Genomic DNA, 17,662 nt, shown 5'->3' with positions numbered 1-17,662 from the left:
CTTGCTATGGAACATCCCCAGTATGTGGCCGGTGTTGAGCTAGCTGAACCAGTCCTTAATTACAACGTTGCACCCACAGCCTCCGTGCCTATTCTGGTCGATAGGCTTGAGAACGGTAGCTTTGTGCGCGAACTGCACAGTGCCCGTTGGGGTTTGCTACCTGCCTGGGCTCAAGACCCGGCGCAGTCTTCCCGTGCCTTTAACGCCCGGAGCGAGACTATTTTTACTAAGCCCACCTTCCGTGATGCCGCTGTAGCCGGGCACTGTGCAATCCCTATGAGCGGCTACTACGAATGGAAGACCGAGACCACTGCTGGCGGTAAACAGGCCAAGACACCCTACTTTGTGCACCGTTCTGACCGCAGACCCATTTATTGTGCGGGGCTGTATTCCTGGTGGCGGATTCCTGAAGACTTTGCCGGTCCCGGTCAAGTATTTGAGGGTCGAGCCAAGAGCTGGTTGCTGTCCTGCTCCATTATCACCATGGATTCACCAGGCAATGGTGAGTTTGACACCGGAATTGTGGCTGATGTGGGAGGGAGCCCCGCCTATGCCAGCCCCATGGAAGAGGAACTGGGGAAGCTACACAGCCGGCTACCGGTGCCTCTCTCTGTCGCCGATGATAAAGCTATTAGCCCCAGTGACAGTCTCACCCGCTGGTTGCAGGCAGGTCGGCCCGCTGGCGGGCAAGCACCCTCAACCTCTGCCCTCAAAGCGCAGTATCGACAGGCCGCGGAAGCCGAGCTAGACTCAATTCGCCAAGAAGCCTTCGCCCAGCTCTCTGCCTGGACCCTGCACCCGGTCAGTAAGGACGTGGGTAACGTGCACAATAAGGCCAGCTACCTGATCGAGCCAGTTGAGGACCTACTGACCGGATTGTAAAGGCAGGCTGCGGGAGGCCTAGATAATATCCTCGGGCTCAGGGAACCAGCGGTTAAAGTCCAGGGTCAGGTAGAGAGCTAGCGCGGCAGCGTTATTATCGCTAATACATACCGATACCTGCTGGTAGCCGTCTGCAAACATCTGATCCAGGCTCCGGCGAATCAGCTGCTCAGCCAGGCCCTCACGGCGGCGTGAGGCCGCAGTGAACAGCTCGTAGATGGTCGGTATATTTTTGGGCTCGGTCACGATGCGGTTTTTGAGGCAGAGCGCAGCGGCGATGATCCTGCCGTGGTCATCTAGGATGACGGGGGAGGCTTCAGCATAGAAGTCCCCGTGCTCACCGCGCAGGATGCTCGATATTTCTTGCTCAGCTTCTGACTGGGAACCAAAGCGGTTCTCGTCATAGGAGGCAAAGTACAAACGAGCCAAATCCTGAGCATCCTGTGGCTGCGCCCATCGAGTGTTTACCGTTAGAGGCTTATGCGACTTAGAGGTCTGCGATACCAGGGTAATTGTTCCGCTCATCTTCTTCTCTCCTCCTCAGGGGATGTCAAGTTTTGTACTTGTGATTTATAGAATACCGTCTTGAGGGGGGATTGCCTACTTATCCTCAGTAAACCGGGAGCCGCAGGATAATTTTATCCTGCGGCTCCCGGGGGCCGCCTGTGGCCTTCTCTGTAGGTGCTCTATGGTCCAGAGTTTTTAGGCTGCGTGCTGGCAGGTGGAGCAGCTGCAGTTATCGCAGAGGCAGTTGGCGCAACTGTCACTGCACTCTGCGCACTGGCAACTCTGGTGGTTGCAGGTGGGGCAGTCGCAGTTACTGCATTCGCAGGTGGCGCAGATGTCTGAGCAGTCCTGGCATTGGCAGGTGCTGCATTCATCGTAGTGGCCCTCGTGCTCACGGTGGGCGTGACCATCGTGCAGGTAATCTACATGGTCCAGGTGGATGATAGCCTGGTGGCCGCAGTCTGGGCCGTGGGTGTGGGCGTGGGCTTCTGATTCGCGGTGGCTAAGGGTGCTCATCTTTGTTCCTTTGTATGTTGTTGGACATCTTGAATGATGTGTTTGATATGTTGATCAGCTAGCTGGTAGAAGGTTTTGCGGCCCTCTTGCCAGCTAGTAATAACCTGGGCCTCTTTGAGGAGCTTGAGGTGGTGGCTGGCCAGGGGCTGGGAAACCCCTAGGCAGTTATGAATCTCACTGACCGTATGGGGTTGGTCCATAATGTGGTGGCACATAGCTAGCCGCAAGGGGTGAGCTAGAGCCGAGAAGAGCGCCACTGAGGGCTCGTAGGTCTCTAGTGGGTATTCTTCAGCGGTATCCATAAGAAATATTTTATATAAAGAAATTTTTATAAGTCAAGGGCTTCAAACCGCTCATCAGGAAGACTGGCTGGATCCCGGTGGCGGGGATACCCTAAGGGTAGGGAAGCTCGTGGGGTATCCTATAGCTTGTGTCAAAACGTTCTTTGTGGTCAGTAGATAGTTCCAGCATGGTGGTTCACGGCGATAATCTTGCCGTGCTCAAAAACCTGCCCGAAGAGAGTTTCCAACTCATCTACATTGACCCGCCCTTTAATACGGGTAAAACCCAGAAGCGGCAGAGCATCAAAACCGTACGTGCTGAGAGCGGAACCCGGGTCGGCTATAAAGGCCAGACTTACGAGACTATTAAGGGCGATATCTACGGCTATTCAGACTCATTTGAGAACTACTGGGAGTTTCTAGAGCCCCGGCTCATGCAGGCCTGGCGACTACTCAAACCCAGCGGCACGCTCTACCTGCACCTGGACTACCGCGAGGTGCACTACGCCAAGGTGGTACTCGATGCGCTCTTTGGCCGTGAATGCTTTTTGAACGAGATTATCTGGGCTTATGACTACGGTGCTAAGTCAAAGAAAAAATGGCCCGCCAAGCACGACAACATTCTGGTCTACGTCAAAGACCCCCAAAATTACTACTTCAATTCATTGGCTGTTGATAGGGAGCCCTACATGGCGCCCGGGCTGGTTACCGCAGAGAAAGCCGCGATTGGCAAACTGCCCACTGACGTTTGGTGGCACACTATTGTCTCACCCAGCGGTAGAGAAAAAACTGGCTATGCCACCCAAAAACCCCTGGGTATCCTGCGCCGTATAGTGCAGGCATCGAGTGCCGAGGGTGACTGGGTGCTGGACTTCTTTGGTGGCTCCGGTACAACCGGGCACGCCTGTGCGGAGCTGGGCCGTAAATTCCTGATGATTGACCAGAACCCCGAGGCCATTAAGGTCATGCGCAAGCGCCTGAGAGCTGTGGACGGTCTGGACGTCACCTTTAAGAAATCACGAGCTAAAGCTTCACAAAACCTCCCAAAGGCTGTCTAAAAACAGCATAATTGTTGGTGCAACCATGTCTCCCAGAGAAAGTGCAGATTCATGGCTCAGAACCAACACACCTTTGAGGTAGGCCCCCGCCTTTCACAATTCCTCACCGAGACTCAGGAGCTGTGGCAGGCCTCTATCCAGCACAGGTTCGTTGATGAACTCTTCAATGACACCTTGGACCCAAAAGTCTTTTGCCGCTACCTGATTCAGGATTACCAATTCTTCGAGGCTTTCATCTGCATGTTGGGCTCTTGCGTTGCCCGGGCTGACAGCATGAAAGCAAAGATCCGCTTCTCACAACAGCTAGGCTTTCTGGCTAGCGATGAAGACTCATACTTCCTGAAGGCCTTCGGGCAGTTCGGAGTGCCCGAAACGGACTATTCGCAGCCTGAGCTGGATGCAACAACCAGGCAGTTTCAAGAGCTAATGTACTCAGTGGGCCGGGAGGGTAGCTACGCGGAGCTCCTGGTCATGTTGGTTATCGCTGAAGGGCTCTACCTGGACTGGGGCTCTCTGCAGAGGGAGCTTCCAGAGAATGACCTGTACCGGGGGTGGATTGATCTGCACCGTGGCAATTCTTTCAAGGAGTGGGTGAACTTCTTGGCAGGGGAGCTGGAGCGCCAACTTCTTGATGGTGAGCAGGTTCAGACCCTTCTGCCGCTGTGGAGAAAGGCTCTTCAGCTTGAATATGACTTCTTTGAACTGGGGTACAAGGCACTTTCCTAAGTTTCGCTTGCCCCGCAATTTCTGCGCGGAGGTCTTGTGCCCCACCCCCCTATCTGTATTATTAAAACTAATACAGATAGGGGGGGGAGACCATGAACATCACCATTAGGGATAATTCGCCGCTACCGGTCTACCAGCAGATACACGATGCGGTGGTCCAAGCAATTGCTACCGGCCAGCTGGCCTACGGCGACCAGCTTCTTTCCGTGCGAGCCGTGGCCCAGGAACTCAGCATTAACCCCGCCACGGTGCTCAAAGCCTACGACCTGCTTAAGGCAGAAGGCCTGGTTGTTAGCCACAACCGAGGGAAAACAACCGTCGCCGCCGACCCGCACCATACGGCTACAGACCTGGACAGTAGTAGTTGGGAAGAAGCCCTCCTGCACCTGTTGGCCTTAGGGCGCGCCCAAGGCAGAGACACCGAAGCCATTCTTCTCACCGCGCGCCAGCAACTGACCTGGCTCGAATCCCAGCAGGAGGCTAGTCATGTCTAACGCATTAGCGCTGCCCGTACTTACCCTGATCACGGGCCTCTTTATGCTGGCCGTTCTGCTGACAACCCCGAATCTCGTAGCGGTCAACAAGCCCTACGGGGTGAACATCCCCCTGAGCTACGTCCACACACCGGAGCTCAAGCAGGCAAACCGGGTCTTTACTCTCTGGACGGTAGCCACATCTCTACCGCTTATTTTGGGGGCAAGCCTTTTAGCGGTTCTTAGCCAGCTGAACGGGCTGGTGGCTCTCACCCTGCTCCCTTTTCTACAGCTGGCCGGAACGGCCTACGCTATTGCCAAAGCACGCACGGTGGTTGCAGACCTTAAGGCGCGGGGCAAGTGGTACGCCGGGGTAGAAACCGGAAAGACCTTTAACATCAAGGTCAGCCAAGGCTCACCCCTGAGCATGCCAACCGGCTGGTTTGTGGCCTCTCTGCTCCTGGTAGCCCTGTGGGCTCTCGCCCTTGCTCTGCGCTACCCCCAGCTGCCCGACCCTTACCCCGTTCACTTCAATGCGGTGGGTGAAGCCGACGGCTGGGCGGCTAAAACGGTGTGGGCTGTCTTTATGCCTCTTTCTAGCGCCCTCTTTACCCTCGGCACGGTATGGCTGTGCGGCTGGTTTGTGGCCCACCAGATAAACGGTCAGACCAAACCGGGTGAGGCCAAGCTGGCTGGTCTTTCTGCCAAGCCGCCCCAAAACCTTGACCTGTTGAGCGATGCTTTGGGCGTGAGTGCCGCAGACTACCAGGGACTCCGCACCAAGGTTGCGGCTCAGAAAACCCTGCATTCCCTGGGGCTACTTGCTTTTACGCTAACACTCGGTATCGGACTACTGGACCTCTCCGCACTGATTACTCTGCCCGGTTGGTTCCAGGCAGCCCAAATCTGGATATTCTTAGTGCTGGTCTTGGGAGCTACTCTGCTGCTTTGCTTCTCAAGTATCAAGGCCACCCGGTCGCTCGATAGGGCCGTCCTTGCGCTTGCCCAAGCCGGGGCAGTGGACCCCACCGAACTCGAACTACCCGATGAAAGCGACCACATCAAGTACGGGATTTTCTACTACAACCGGGATAACCCCAACATCATGGTGCCCAAACACATCGGTGTTGGCTACTCACCCAACTGGGCGCACCCGGCAAGCTGGGTCTTTGGCATCATCTTTCTGGTCATTGTGGTCTCCAGCATCCTGCTGCCCTTCCTGCTGGCAGGGTAGACTTGATACTGTTCTGCACCCTCGTACCGTGCAGATGTACACTTCAGCTCACCCGTTGTAGGGGTGGGCACTACCCTTTAGGAGACTCCTTGTCATCCCTTTCCATCACCCTAGCCGGCGCCGCTCACACCGTTGAAGCAGGCACCACCGCAGCCGACCTGTTCGCCGAGAACCCCGAGATTGTCGTTGCCCGTATCGACGGCACCCTGGTAGACCTCTCCACTGAACTGACCGACGGTTGCACCCTTGAACCTGTCAGTATCCATGAGGAAGACGGCCTGAACGTGCTCCGCCACTCAGCCGCACACGTCATGGCGCAGGCGGTGCAGGAATACCGCAAGGACGCCAAGCTGGGTATTGGCCCCTACATCACCGACGGCTTCTACTTTGACTTTGACGTTGAAGAACCCTTCACCCCCGAAGATCTGAAGAAGATCGAGAAGAACATGGTGAAGATTATTAAGAGCGGCCAGACCTTCCGCCGCCGCGTGGTCACCCAGACCGAAGCCGAAGCGGAGATGGCAAACGAACCCTACAAGCTGGAACTGCTGACCCTCTCCCAGGGGCCCGGCTCCGGCTCCGATGCCGCAGAAGGCGCCTCCGTTGAGGTAGGCGCTGGTCAAATCACCATCTACGACAACGTCAACAAGAAGGGTGAGACGGTCTGGAAGGACCTCTGCCGCGGCCCCCACCTGCCCAATACTAAGCTGATTGCTAACGGTTATGCCCTGATGCGTGCCGGTGGTGCCTACTGGCGCGGCTCTGAGAAGAACCCCATGCTCCAGCGCATCTACGGCACCGCCTGGCCCACCAAGGAAGAACTGGTGGCCTACAAGGACCGCATTGCCGAGGCTGAGCGCCGCGACCACCGCCGCCTGGGTGAAGAACTGGACCTCTTCTCCTTCCCCAAGACTATCGGCCCCGGCCTGCCCGTCTTCCACCCCAAGGGCGGCGTCATCCTGCGCGAGATGGAAAACTATGTCCGCACCCGCCACATTGAGGAGGGCTTCCAGTACGTCAAGACCCCGCACATATCCAAGGAAGACCTCTTCTACACCTCCGGCCACCTGCCCTACTACGCAGACGGCATGTTCCCCGCTATGGAGGACGAGGGCCAGGCCTACCGCCTTAAGGCCATGAACTGCCCCATGCACAACGAGATTTTCCGTTCGCGTGGCCGCTCCTACCGTGAGCTACCCCTGCGTCTCTTTGAATTTGGCACCGTCTACCGCGATGAGAAGTCCGGTGTGCTCCAGGGTCTGACCCGCGTGCGCATGATTACCCAGGACGACTCCCACTCCTATGTGACCAAGGAGCAGGCACCGGACGAGGTCCGCCACCTGCTCAAGTTCATGCTGTCCCTGCTGGAAGATTTCGGTATGACCGACTTCTACTTGGAACTGTCCACCCGCGACACTGAGGGCGATAAGAAGGACAAGTTCATTGGCACCGATGAGCAGTGGGAAGAAGCCACCGCTGTGCTGGAACAGGTTGCTACCGAAACCGGCCTAGAGCTGGTCGCTGACCCCGGTGGTGCCGCCTTCTACGGCCCCAAGATTTCTGTTCAGGCTAAGGACGCCATTGGCCGTACCTGGCAGATGTCTACCGTGCAGTACGACTTCAACCAGCCCAAGCGTTTTGGGCTGGAATACCAGGCATCGGACGGTACCCGCCAGGAGCCTGTCATGATTCACTGTGCAAAGTTTGGTGCTTTTGAGCGTTTCTTGGGTGTACTCATTGAGCAGTATGCCGGTGCGTTCCCGGCCTGGTTGGCCCCTGTTCAGGTGATTGGTGTGCCGGTTGCTGAGGCTTTCAACGATTACATGGGCCAGGTTGCCGCTAAACTGCAGGCCGCCGGTGTGCGTGTTGAGGTGGATTACGGTACTGACCGGTTCCCCAAGAAGATCCGCACCGCTTCCAAGCAGAAGGCTCCCTTCATTCTGATTGCCGGGGGAGAGGACGCCGAGAACGGCGCGGTCTCCTTCCGCTTCCGCGACGGCTCCCAAGAAAACGGCGTGCCCGTTGATGAAGCCGTGAAGCGAATTGTGGAGCACATCGAGCAGCGGGTGAATGAGGACCCGATGAAATTTTGTTAAAAAAAGCCTTCAATTGGGCTGCATGCGTAGAGTATATGTAGCCCATAATTAATATTACATATGTATAACGAGACATTGACCTGGTCAGAAGCAACAGAGCTTTGGCTAAATAATTTTCATGGAGAATATAAAAAATATGCTTTGCAATTTATTAAAGAAATTGACGTCTATAGTACGGAAAGAATTCAGCTTGCAATTAGGCAGAAAATAAATAACATAATATATTCACTCGGCAGTGATGAGCTAATTGTTTTTTACCCTATTGTAGATATTAGTTCAAAGAAAAAAATAAAATTCTCTGACCAATTTTATAACTGGAGACTTGACGGTGCTGAATATAAGCCGCTGGCATTTAGTGATTATACACCTCAAGAAAGTATTATTGGTATATCTCCTGGTAGTGAAGCGCAGATAAGTCATTGGATTAGAAACACAATCTTAGACCAGGAGGATAGCAGGAAAAATAAAATATTGCCAGCAGACAAACTATCTTTCAGTGATATATCAGAATTTATACAACAGGGAAAGAAAATAAAATTTGTCTGCGTGACTGATATGTCTTTATCCGGTGATGAAGCAGTCACTTTTGGAAAATCATTTAGAAATAGTCCGATTTGGAAAATATATAGAGAAAAACTTGAGATAAATCTGCTATGCTTCGCCATTTCAGAGGCTGCCTTAGATGCCCTCAGAGAAGAACAGGTTTTTGATAAATTTTACTATGAATATTTTACTAAAAGTATCTTCGATTTAAAATGGCTAGATTATGAAGAGATTAATGGGATAGCTAACCTGTGCAAGACATTGGGCGGAAGAAAGCTTAAGCCAAAACAAAGAAAGGAAATTCTAGGATATAAAGATAGCGGAAATATGGCTATTACTGATTTTTTTCTACCCAATAATACACCATCAATTTTATATGCAAATAAGCGCTTGGCTAATGTTGAAGGATTTTCTTGGATATTTTCAAATAGATATTCAGCTTATCCGAGAAGATATGAAAAAAATAGAAGTCAAAAAATTGCATTACTTGAAGAAAGACTTATGTTCAGTTCGGGTTATAAATATATTTTTAATCATGCGAAATCTAAATCAGAAAAATATAAAATATCATTGTTATACTATTTGATGATAAAAAAATTTCAGGCTTCCAATGAAATAAAAGGGAATCCTGATAATATAAAAAAATACTTGCGATTAAGATTTTCAGATATTTGTATACTGTTAAATGAAAATGCACTTGTTGTCGAAGGGCTTGTCAGGAAACTTAAAGATCAAGGGTACATAATTATTTCTAGCCATAACCCTGATGGAAGTATACTGTATGGAAATCCCGTTATTGAGTTATCTCCTGAATTCCAAGACTTTTCTACTCTGCCCTATGAACAAAAAAGGTACTTCTCCAGACATAATTTATCGGGTGTTTCAAATGGGATTGACAGCCACGAATATTTTTACTATCCTAGGAGTTAGTCATGAGACGAAAATTCATTTAGTGCATACACTGCAAAATTATATTTTGTAGCCCTGCCCCTAGTAACGGTGGGGTCGTGTTGGTTGACGTAACTAACTGGTGTTTTAAGTATGGCTAATTATAGGCATTACCCTCAAAATATTAGCTTTCACCAATTTTCATTTCATCATTCTTTTACTTTTGACTTTTCGTCTGTAGGTAAAAGAATGATGAAAATTAACCGCTTCGCGGTTTTCCAAGAAGGAAAAGGTAGATGAATATTTCGTCTCATGACTATTTCTCGAACGGGGTTCGAAATGAAAATTTATCAAAAGATTTAGTTGAGAAATATAATCGAATCAGAATAAAAACCATATCCCATAATTGTTATCCAGTTTTAACACTTAAACATTTATCGCTATTAACGGAAACAGACTATTTTTTTCTTAGACGCGTTGTTTCAGGAAAACAGTTCGCGTATCACCGGATTGAACATTTGAAGGCCGATGGAACAGTTAGAAATCTTTACTCACCCATCCTTGATTTAAAAATTGTTCAGAGATGGATACTAGATTTTATACTTTCATCGGTAGAAAATTCTAGTTCTTCATATGCCTATGAAAACGGAAAATCAATTTTTGATGCAGCTGAAAAACATATCGGTAATAAGTGGATGTTAAAAATTGATCTTCGAAATTTTTTTGATTCTATTGATGAAATTTCAATTTATAAGATTTTTAATGAACTTGGATATAGTGAAATATTATCATTTGAATTTTCAAGATTATGTACAATTAGACGTAAGAGAACCGGTGATCTTAACATACCCAGTAAGCTTCCGTACGCACCACGAAACCCAGGACATCTACCGCAAGGTGCCCCAACTAGCGGACAGCTCGCAAATATTTTTCTAAAAAATTTTGATAAAGAGATTGAATTATTTTCAATTAATAACGATTTAATTTATACGAGATATAGTGATGATTTAATATTTTCATCAAACAAAATTATCACAGGCAATAAAGCTAGTATTATCATAAATAAAGTTTCAACCGAAGCCCTTAAGCTTGGTTTAGAAATTAACTCAAGAAAAACAATACTCATTCCTCCAGGCAAGCATAAAAAAGTACTTGGATTAATTGTTGATAGTCACGGTGTGCATGTTCCGAAGAAGTATGTTTCAGACCTGAAATGGCATATACGTCAGAGCGATCTTTATGGAGTTTTAGAGTATTCGCAACAGCGTGGATTCCAGTCACCTGAGGGATTTATTAATTTTATTAATGGAAATCTGAGTTTCATCAAGGCTCCTAATCCTGTTCTTTACAATTCTTTGAAAAGAAGGTGGTCGAACATTATTCAAAAATACAGAATCTCCCAAGGCATCTTTTATTAAATTTACATATTTTCTACAAACGATAGGGATTTATGGATTGAAAATAATTCGTGGATTTTCTTTAAATTGGTCTCATTTTTGTGGGTCAATGCATGTAATAATAAATCCCATACTGTACAACCCTTTGTTATGGTATGTAATATGGTTCTAGTGTAAATCAATTTTTTATCGTTGAGTCAATATAGGCTTTGATTATTTAGAAGCAGATAAATTTCCATTCTTAAAATTCTATTTTATAATCAGTCGGATTGATTTCAGATGAAAGTATCAGACATTATCTGCAACTATTCTCTAGGAGGGGCCAAATTTTACATTATAGTATCCAGACTTTCTGAGGTGGTGCCGAATCTCCTGGGTATCTGCATAGATAAGTTGTACGAGTGGCGCTTTATACTGCCTCTTCGAATGTCTCTTGCCTGGGCACCTCTACAGTGGTAGAAACTGTGTAACAGTTCATCGCACCACGTCACGTAGGAGTAGCACATGACACCCCGGAAAACACTGACAACTTTCATCACGCTGGCCGCCCTAGCAACCCTCATTTTTACCGGTTGTGGGGAATAGAAAACCGGGTTTATTCCTGAACCTTCAACATCTTCTAGTAGCGTGGCATCTTCCACGAGTAGCACTGCGGCCGCGGCGGAGTCTAGGGCTCCTGTTTGAGCATTACTCTGGTGGGTCTAAGACTCCTGAGGGTGATACAGACCTGCTGATGAGCAGGGTCCTGCTCAGAATATACAGAAACCCGTGAAGCCGGAGGGCATGAACGTTGAGTTTGCTGAGGGTTTAGAGAAGTTTCTTGGGTACTGGATGGACTCTGTTAACTATGGGATACAAACAAGCGATTTTTCATACGCTCAACCGCTGATATCAGAGGAATACACCACTGAAGTAGAGGTGTGTGCGTGGGCAACTGAGCTTTATGATCGCGGTGGTTGGTTTGTAGGTGGCCTTAGGAAAGTTAAACTTGGTGAAAATCTCTTGGTCTCATATGGGGATGGAAGATAAACCTGGGCTGATCTCCTTCCCGCGGGTAAGGTGCTAAGCTATATAGGTGGTGAATCAGATTATCTTGATGATTTATGGATACTTGGGCAGCAAGTTGAATTTCAAGTTAGCTATATCGATGGTGCATGGAAGATTAATGATATCGTTTCAATCTAAAGCGAGGGATTGCGCGCTTCGAGCTGATATGTAAGTTTACATTTATTGTTTCGCCATTATTTAATGATCACTTGACATAGTCACGTAATGTTCATAGAAAAAATCATCTTTCCTAATCGCACGGTAAACGGATCGAGGTGGACATAAGTAACTCTGTGTTTATCAATCTAAATTTTCTGACTGATTTAATAAAGTGCTATTCCTTGTATTCTCTAGCCCCCCTGATACGATTGAAATTTTGGCTTTAAACTTTCAAAACAGCAATGCTTGATCGCGCGCAGTCCCTTTGGAGCAATTTTTTAGCATTCTGCATAAAGTAAAGCTGAGCGACCACCTTAGGGTGCTCAGCCTTTATACATATTATTGCTGAACTTTGCCCTAACGCGCGGCTACATCACAGGCAAAGTTGATTGAGTTCCTCAGAATACCCATAGCCTCCCTGACTAGGCTGGTAAACGAATAACCGCCCGCTTTGAACAGCGGTCGGCATGACAGCCAAATTACTGTACAAGTACCAAGCATCAGCCCCCTACGGATCAGCCGGCGAACATCCGACGGGGGGGGGGGGAGCGACCTCAGCGTAAATGACTGGAAAGCAATGTGCGGGACCTCTCGTCCTCAAGAATCCTCTCGCATACCCGCTTAAGCTGAGGTGACGACGTCGCATAGCGTAGCGGAGCATAGTAGGGAATAGCAATAATATCCTCAGTCACCAGGACCGTCACCTCAGATTCAATCCCTTTGACTCTGCAGATCGCCGTAAAAATGCTGTCGAGTAGGCTTGCTTTCTTAAGCTTTAAGCCGTGGCGCCTCATGAACCGTTCCAGGTAGGAGGAATGGGTGTTTTCCTCCTCAGTAACCAGGTGGATTGTTGCCGCATAGTCGGTTGCCCGTTCTCACGCGCGAATACCTCGGCCGCTTTCTTGAGGTGCAACCCTTCGCTAGCTTCTCCGCGCTCGAAGTCGGCAATAGAAGGGGGCAGGAGCTTAGCCTCGGCCTCAGATATTGTGGGCTCACCTGAGAATTCCAGTTCAAGGACCTTCTCTTTGTTCACCGTGAAATGGTGAAGCCACTCCGCATAGCTATAGGCTTTGTACGGTGAAAAATCGAGCAGTGGTCCGGCTCCGTATCTGGTAAAAGTCTGACTGGTATTCAGCCCACCCTAACCCTAATAAGTAACTGCTAGAGACAAACAAGAGTCCCTGATGTGTACTAGAGCTTACTTCTCCCCGGTTCCGCCGAAATGCCTCAGAGTGATGAGGCTGAATATGGCTTACAGACTGTAGTAAAGTTCCTGCAATACGGCTTGGCTTCGTTCTGGTAGGCGCACCGGTTTAAAGTCTGGGTGTTCGTTGGGCTGCAGATAAGATCGTCGAACTGTAACAAGTAGACACATAAATAGGGTTTTACACAGCCTCGTGGCCCACTGCTTGCCTGGGGACACCGGCAGTGGTAGAAACTGAATAACAGTTCATTGCCCCACGTCACCCAGGAGAACCAGCATGGTAAGCCGCAAAACTCTCGCAACACCCATCACCCTAGTGGCTCTAGCAGCACTAACTTTTACTGGCTGTGGGCAGCAGAAAACTGGATCTATTCCTGAGCCACCAACACCTTCCAGTAGTGCCGTATCTTCATCCAGCGTCACGGCGACCCCCTCAGAATCCGGCGACGCAGCCGAGCATTACTCAGGGGGGTCAAAGGCTCCGGAAGGTGAATATCGACAAGCTGATGAGCAGGGGCCTGCGCAAAATGTACCCAAGCCGGTTAAGCCGGAGGGCATGAACGTTGAGTCAGAGGATGGACTCTTTAAATTCATCGGTTACTGGAACGACTGTGTGAATTATGGGATTCAGACCGGTGACTTTTCATATGCTGAGCCCCTTGTCTCTGATGAATATACCAGCGAACGAGAGTTTTATATTTGGTCCAATGAAATCTACAACCGAAAGGGGTGGATTGAAGGTGGCCGACGAGAAGCAATCGTTGGAGAGGGCCTGCTAGTTGCCCAAGGGGATGGAATTTACACCTGGGGTGGGAACCTAAATATCGAGGATATGAGAGTCCAGCTGGACGGCCCTGGCGATTTAGTGGACTGGTCTCACACTCGCGGCCAAGGAATTTATTTTATCGCGAAGTTTGAAAAAGGGTTCTGGACTCTTAAAGGGGTTGAAGTAGTAGAAGGGCAGTGAATTGATAAAAACTTTTAAGAGCCTGCGGGTTATAGTAACAATTCCGCTATTGAGCCTGGTCACATTGAATGACTCTTGCTTTGCCGTCGAAGGAACCATTGATAACTCGACAATCAAAGTATGGAGTAATCAGAAATTTAAAGATTTACCTCCAGGCTATCCCGATAGATTTGCTGACAATAAAAATACAACTCAACCAGTGCCTAGGCAAGTGGATGAAGATGTATACCGTTATTCCTCTAATTCACTGGGTGCCTCGAAGTCTTCTCCCATACACGTCCCCTGTAGCAGTCCTGACGCTTCCCGCAATCTGGTGCTGGCCCCACCCGACGTTGCTGGCGTCCAGCAAGGCAAATTCGGGCAAACCTACCTCTGCCTACCCAAAACACCAGACGGACAAGCCGCAGACCCCATCGAATACACCCTACCCGACGGCCAGATCGTCACCGCCCCAGAACCAATCATCGTCACCACCGAAGACTTCCAAAACCTCGGCATCCTGCCCTCAGAAGCCCACCAAGAACGCGCACCCCACACCCTCAAAAACTACAACACCAACTTCTGGGCCACACCCCAAGAACAAATCTTCGACATCGAAATGGGCGGCCTACCTGTCCAAGTGCGTGCTATCCCCATCTCTTACACCTTCACCTACGGTGACGGTCAAACCCTCAAGACCACCAACCCCGGCTACCAGCTAGGCGAAGACATCTGGGACCAAGAAACCCCCACCAGCCACAAATACACTGAACCGGGCGACTTCAACTACAGCGTCACCACCTACTACCGGGGCGAATTCAGCGTAACCGGCGGCCCCTGGCAGGTTATTGAGGGCACCGGCCAAGCAAGCAGCCAGCCCCAGCTGATTCGCGTGTGGCGGGTCAAAGCTGGACTCGTTGCAGATGATTGCGCCACTAACCCTAGCGGCTGGGGCTGCCCAGGGCACTAAATCACAACACCCAAACCCAAGAAACGGGGGTCTTGCTAGTGCTAGGGGCCTCGACTCGGCGTATCGTACTGACCCAGTAGCCCCCGCAGGCCCGCCACCTAGCATAGCCCTCTAGGTGTCCTACCATAAGAACATGGATACACAACGCCAGCAACAGTCGGCTTCCACCGTACACGGGCCAAGCTCAGGCCCGCTGCCCAACCCTGAAACCCGGAACGGTATCAACTACTACATGGGAATTCCCTACGCCGAGGCAAAGAGATTTAGCTACCCCCAACTCACCCCCTTAGAAACCCTGACTCCCAACTCCAAGGCCAAGACCCCCGCCCCAGGATGCCCCCAACCCACAGGGCCTGCCGGGCCGGACATCGGCCAGCCCACCAGCTTCTCAGAAGACTGCCTCAAACTCAGCGTCATGACCCCGGCTAAGGCCCACAGCGGAAAGTTGCCTGTGCTGGTCTTCTTCCACGGGGGTTCCTACCTGACCGGTGGGGGAGACGCCCCCGCCTACGACCCCCACAAGCTGGTTGCAGAGCAGAACCTGGTAGTCGTCACGGTCACCTATCGGCTAGGTCTACTGGGGTTTTTGGGAGGGACCCCGGGCCGCCCCGCCAACCTTGGGCTACTGGATGCCCTCACTGCCCTGCACTGGGTCAAAGGAAATATTGAGAGATTTGGCGGTGACCCGGAATGTGTCACAGCCTGGGGACAATCCGCTGGCGGAGACCTAGTTGCCCGCCTCCTAGCTACCCCCAAGGTGGCGGAAGAGAACCTCATCCACAGGGCTATCATCCAGAGCGCACCCTTGGATCTGGGCTACGGCAAGCAAAAGCTGACCAAGCACCTGCTGGCGGCCACCGAGCACCTAGACCGCCAAGCACCCGCCCAGGTCTGGGCGCATCAGGGCGGCCGCTACTTCTTCGCCAACCCCCTACGTTTTGGCTGGTCCGGCTTTCTACCTCTGGGGTGTCAGTTTGGTGCTTACCCACTACCGGCAGAGGAAGAAGAACCCGTCCAACTGGCACAGCTAGCGGCTAGGGTACCGCTGTTGGTGGGCAACATGCCCAGGGAGGCGGCCGGGCTGACTCCTGAGTTCCCCACCGCGCTGGGGAACTTCCTCTTTGCCTGGGGCGAGCCGCTGACCCGTTGGCTCACCGAGCGGATCTACACGCGAGCCAGCCGGAACTTTGCCGACAAATACAGGCGGGCCGGTGGGCAAGCGACTGTCTATTCGCTGGAAACTGGCTCGGGCTGGCACTACCGGCGCTCAACCCACAGCTCGGATCTCAGCTTGCTCTTTGACAATCCGGCCTGGGAAGGCTCAGCGCTCCGAGCAAGTGCGGGGCCATCAACCCGTACTCAACAGGGGTGGGCGCTGCGCGCTGTCTGGGCTAGCTTGGCACGAACCGGCTCAGTGCCCGCACAGTATGCCAATGCGGCGCGAATCAGTCTTGCCTAGATTAGCTTTAGCCAGGTCTTAAAAGTCAATATTTCTCAGCTAAGGGGCGTTTGCGGTTTTGCTCGTTCAAGAGGTTCACCCGGTTAGATAGAGTTGGCTCTGTACCTACCTAACTTTGTAAAGGATGAGGAGTTATGGTTTCCCCACTGTTTGAACCTTTCACTCTTGGCTCTATGAGCACCCGCAACCGGCTCTGGGTGCCGCCCATGTGCCAGTACTCTGTGACCGAAGGCGACGGGCTTGCCACCGCCTACCATGTTGGCCACTATTCCGCGCTGGCACGCGGTGGTGCCGGGGCCGTCATTGTTGAAATGACCGATATTGAGCCCCAGGGGCGTATTAGCCCCAACTGCCTGGGCCTGTGGAGCGATCAGCACACCGAGGCCTTCAAACCTGTGGTGCAGGCTATCCAGGCAGCGGGCGCTAAGGCCGGTATCCAGATTGGCCATGCGGGGCGCAAAGCCTCAACAGCCGGTGAGATTGCGACTCGTGGCGGTCACAAGGGGACGCTTAGCCCCCAAGAAGGAGGCTGGCAAACCCTAGCCCCTTCAGCTATCGCCTACCCGGGCTATGATCAACCCCAGGCGCTGAGCCTGGAGAAGATTGAGGAACTGGTCGAGGCCTTTGGGGCCGCCGCTGAGCGCGCCCTTGCCGCTGGCTTTGACTTTATTGAAATCCACGGCGCCCACGGCTACCTGCTGACCCAGTTCCTCTCGCCCCTGTCCAACGAGCGTACCGATGACTACGGCGGTAGCCTGGAAAACCGTGCACGGTTTATCCGCAGGGTAGTCCGGCTTATGCGTTCACGCATCCCAGAGACTATGCCCCTGCTGGTGCGTCTGTCGGCCAGTGAGTTTGTGGAGGGCGGTATCACGCCGGAGGAAACCGTTCAGGTGGTGCAGTGGCTCAAAGAGGATGGCCTTGACATGGCCGATGTGTCTGCTGGCGGTAACTACCCGGCTAAGATTAGGGTCTTTGCCGGCTACCAGACCCCGCTGGCACACCAGATTAGGCAGCAGGCCGAGATTCCTGTGGCGGCTGTTGGCATGATTAACTCACCCCGTCTGGCTGAATACATTGTGGGCTCTGGACAGGCCGATATTGTGCTGGTGGGCCGTGAGGCCCTGCGTCGCCCCTCCTTCGCACTGGAGTGGGCGCAGGAGCTTAAAGAAGACATTGACTACTACCCGGCCCAGTATCAGCGGGCCTGGAACACTCGGCGCTAACAAACCTTTGCGAGCCGGAGCTTCCTCTCTTGGGTGCTCCGGCTCCTGCA

The 17,662-nt window shown here is 51.4% G+C and carries 16 protein-coding genes and 1 pseudogene; 15 read left to right on the top strand and 2 right to left on the bottom strand.

Annotated elements, in window-relative coordinates; translation table 11 throughout:
- The first annotated feature begins 6 nt into the window (after positions 1-6).
- Positions 7-882: an SOS response-associated peptidase gene (locus ACN08Y_RS05195; protein ID WP_419112029.1), complete on the top strand. Its 876-nt coding sequence runs from the start codon at positions 7-9 to the stop codon at positions 880-882.
- A gap of 18 nt (positions 883-900) precedes the next feature.
- On the opposite strand, the gene ACN08Y_RS05190 is transcribed toward ACN08Y_RS05195, so the two are convergent.
- Positions 901-1,407 carry a GNAT family N-acetyltransferase gene (locus tag ACN08Y_RS05190; protein WP_419099605.1) on the bottom strand — a complete coding sequence of 169 codons (507 nt, stop codon included), beginning with the start codon at positions 1,405-1,407 and terminating at the stop codon, positions 901-903.
- Between the two features lie 186 nt (positions 1,408-1,593).
- Here ACN08Y_RS05190 and ACN08Y_RS05185 point away from each other — a divergent pair, with 186 nt between their 5' ends.
- Positions 1,594-1,731, top strand: coding sequence for a hypothetical protein (locus ACN08Y_RS05185; protein WP_419099606.1), 138 nt, complete (start codon positions 1,594-1,596; stop codon positions 1,729-1,731).
- Positions 1,732-1,743: 12 nt separating this feature from the next.
- Complete coding sequence (locus ACN08Y_RS05180) at positions 1,744-1,881, top strand: hypothetical protein (protein WP_419099607.1); 138 nt, start codon at positions 1,744-1,746, stop codon at positions 1,879-1,881.
- Positions 1,882-1,901: 20 nt separating this feature from the next.
- On the opposite strand, the gene ACN08Y_RS05175 is transcribed toward ACN08Y_RS05180, so the two are convergent.
- On the bottom strand, positions 1,902-2,207 hold the full coding sequence (locus tag ACN08Y_RS05175; protein ID WP_419099608.1) for an ArsR/SmtB family transcription factor: 306 nt from the start codon (positions 2,205-2,207) through the stop codon (positions 1,902-1,904).
- Between the two features lie 167 nt (positions 2,208-2,374).
- On the opposite strand from ACN08Y_RS05175, the gene ACN08Y_RS05170 reads away from it, so the two are divergent.
- The 12 genes and pseudogenes from ACN08Y_RS05170 (at position 2,375) to ACN08Y_RS05115 (ending at position 17,612) form a co-directional block, all read left to right on the top strand.
- Positions 2,375-3,244, top strand: coding sequence for a DNA-methyltransferase (locus ACN08Y_RS05170; protein WP_419099802.1), 870 nt, complete (start codon positions 2,375-2,377; stop codon positions 3,242-3,244).
- Positions 3,245-3,295: 51 nt separating this feature from the next.
- Entirely contained in the window at positions 3,296-3,970 is a 675-nt protein-coding gene (locus tag ACN08Y_RS05165; protein ID WP_419112028.1) for a TenA family protein, read from the top strand.
- Positions 3,971-4,062: 92 nt separating this feature from the next.
- On the top strand, positions 4,063-4,464 hold the full coding sequence (locus ACN08Y_RS05160; RefSeq protein WP_419112027.1) for a GntR family transcriptional regulator: 402 nt from the start codon (positions 4,063-4,065) through the stop codon (positions 4,462-4,464).
- A complete protein-coding gene (locus tag ACN08Y_RS05155; protein WP_419112026.1) occupies positions 4,457-5,677 on the top strand; it encodes a DUF1648 domain-containing protein in 1,221 nt (406 codons plus the stop codon). Before ACN08Y_RS05160 ends, ACN08Y_RS05155 begins: the two co-directional genes overlap by 8 nt.
- Positions 5,678-5,766: 89 nt before the next feature.
- Positions 5,767-7,773 carry a threonine--tRNA ligase gene (thrS, locus tag ACN08Y_RS05150; protein WP_419112025.1) on the top strand — a complete coding sequence of 669 codons (2,007 nt, stop codon included), beginning with the start codon at positions 5,767-5,769 and terminating at the stop codon, positions 7,771-7,773.
- A gap of 60 nt (positions 7,774-7,833) precedes the next feature.
- The gene (locus ACN08Y_RS05145; protein ID WP_419112024.1) at positions 7,834-9,246 is read left to right on the top strand and encodes a hypothetical protein; all 1,413 of its coding nucleotides are present in this window, start codon (positions 7,834-7,836) and stop codon (positions 9,244-9,246) included.
- Positions 9,247-9,500: 254 nt separating this feature from the next.
- On the top strand, positions 9,501-10,622 hold the full coding sequence (locus tag ACN08Y_RS05140; protein ID WP_419112023.1) for a reverse transcriptase family protein: 1,122 nt from the start codon (positions 9,501-9,503) through the stop codon (positions 10,620-10,622).
- Between the two features lie 711 nt (positions 10,623-11,333).
- Positions 11,334-11,630 (top strand): annotated as a pseudogene (locus tag ACN08Y_RS05135) (DUF6318 family protein); the annotation flags it as partial.
- 1,658 nt (positions 11,631-13,288) lie between these two features.
- A complete protein-coding gene (locus ACN08Y_RS05130) occupies positions 13,289-13,978 on the top strand; it encodes a DUF6318 family protein (protein ID WP_419112022.1) in 690 nt (229 codons plus the stop codon).
- A 211-nt stretch (positions 13,979-14,189) separates the two neighbouring features.
- Complete coding sequence (locus tag ACN08Y_RS05125; protein ID WP_419112021.1) at positions 14,190-14,927, top strand: hypothetical protein; 738 nt, start codon at positions 14,190-14,192, stop codon at positions 14,925-14,927.
- A gap of 133 nt (positions 14,928-15,060) precedes the next feature.
- Positions 15,061-16,386 (top strand): carboxylesterase family protein, encoded by a 1,326-nt coding sequence (locus ACN08Y_RS05120; protein ID WP_419112020.1) that lies wholly within the window; start codon positions 15,061-15,063, stop codon positions 16,384-16,386.
- A gap of 134 nt (positions 16,387-16,520) precedes the next feature.
- On the top strand, positions 16,521-17,612 hold the full coding sequence (locus tag ACN08Y_RS05115; RefSeq protein ID WP_419112019.1) for an NADH:flavin oxidoreductase/NADH oxidase: 1,092 nt from the start codon (positions 16,521-16,523) through the stop codon (positions 17,610-17,612).
- Positions 17,613-17,662 lie beyond the last annotated feature (50 nt).

The organism is Rothia sp. P5764 (assembly GCF_048512965.1).
GTDB lineage: Bacteria > Actinomycetota > Actinomycetes > Actinomycetales > Micrococcaceae > Rothia.
This window is presented reverse-complemented; position numbering and strand designations above follow the sequence as displayed.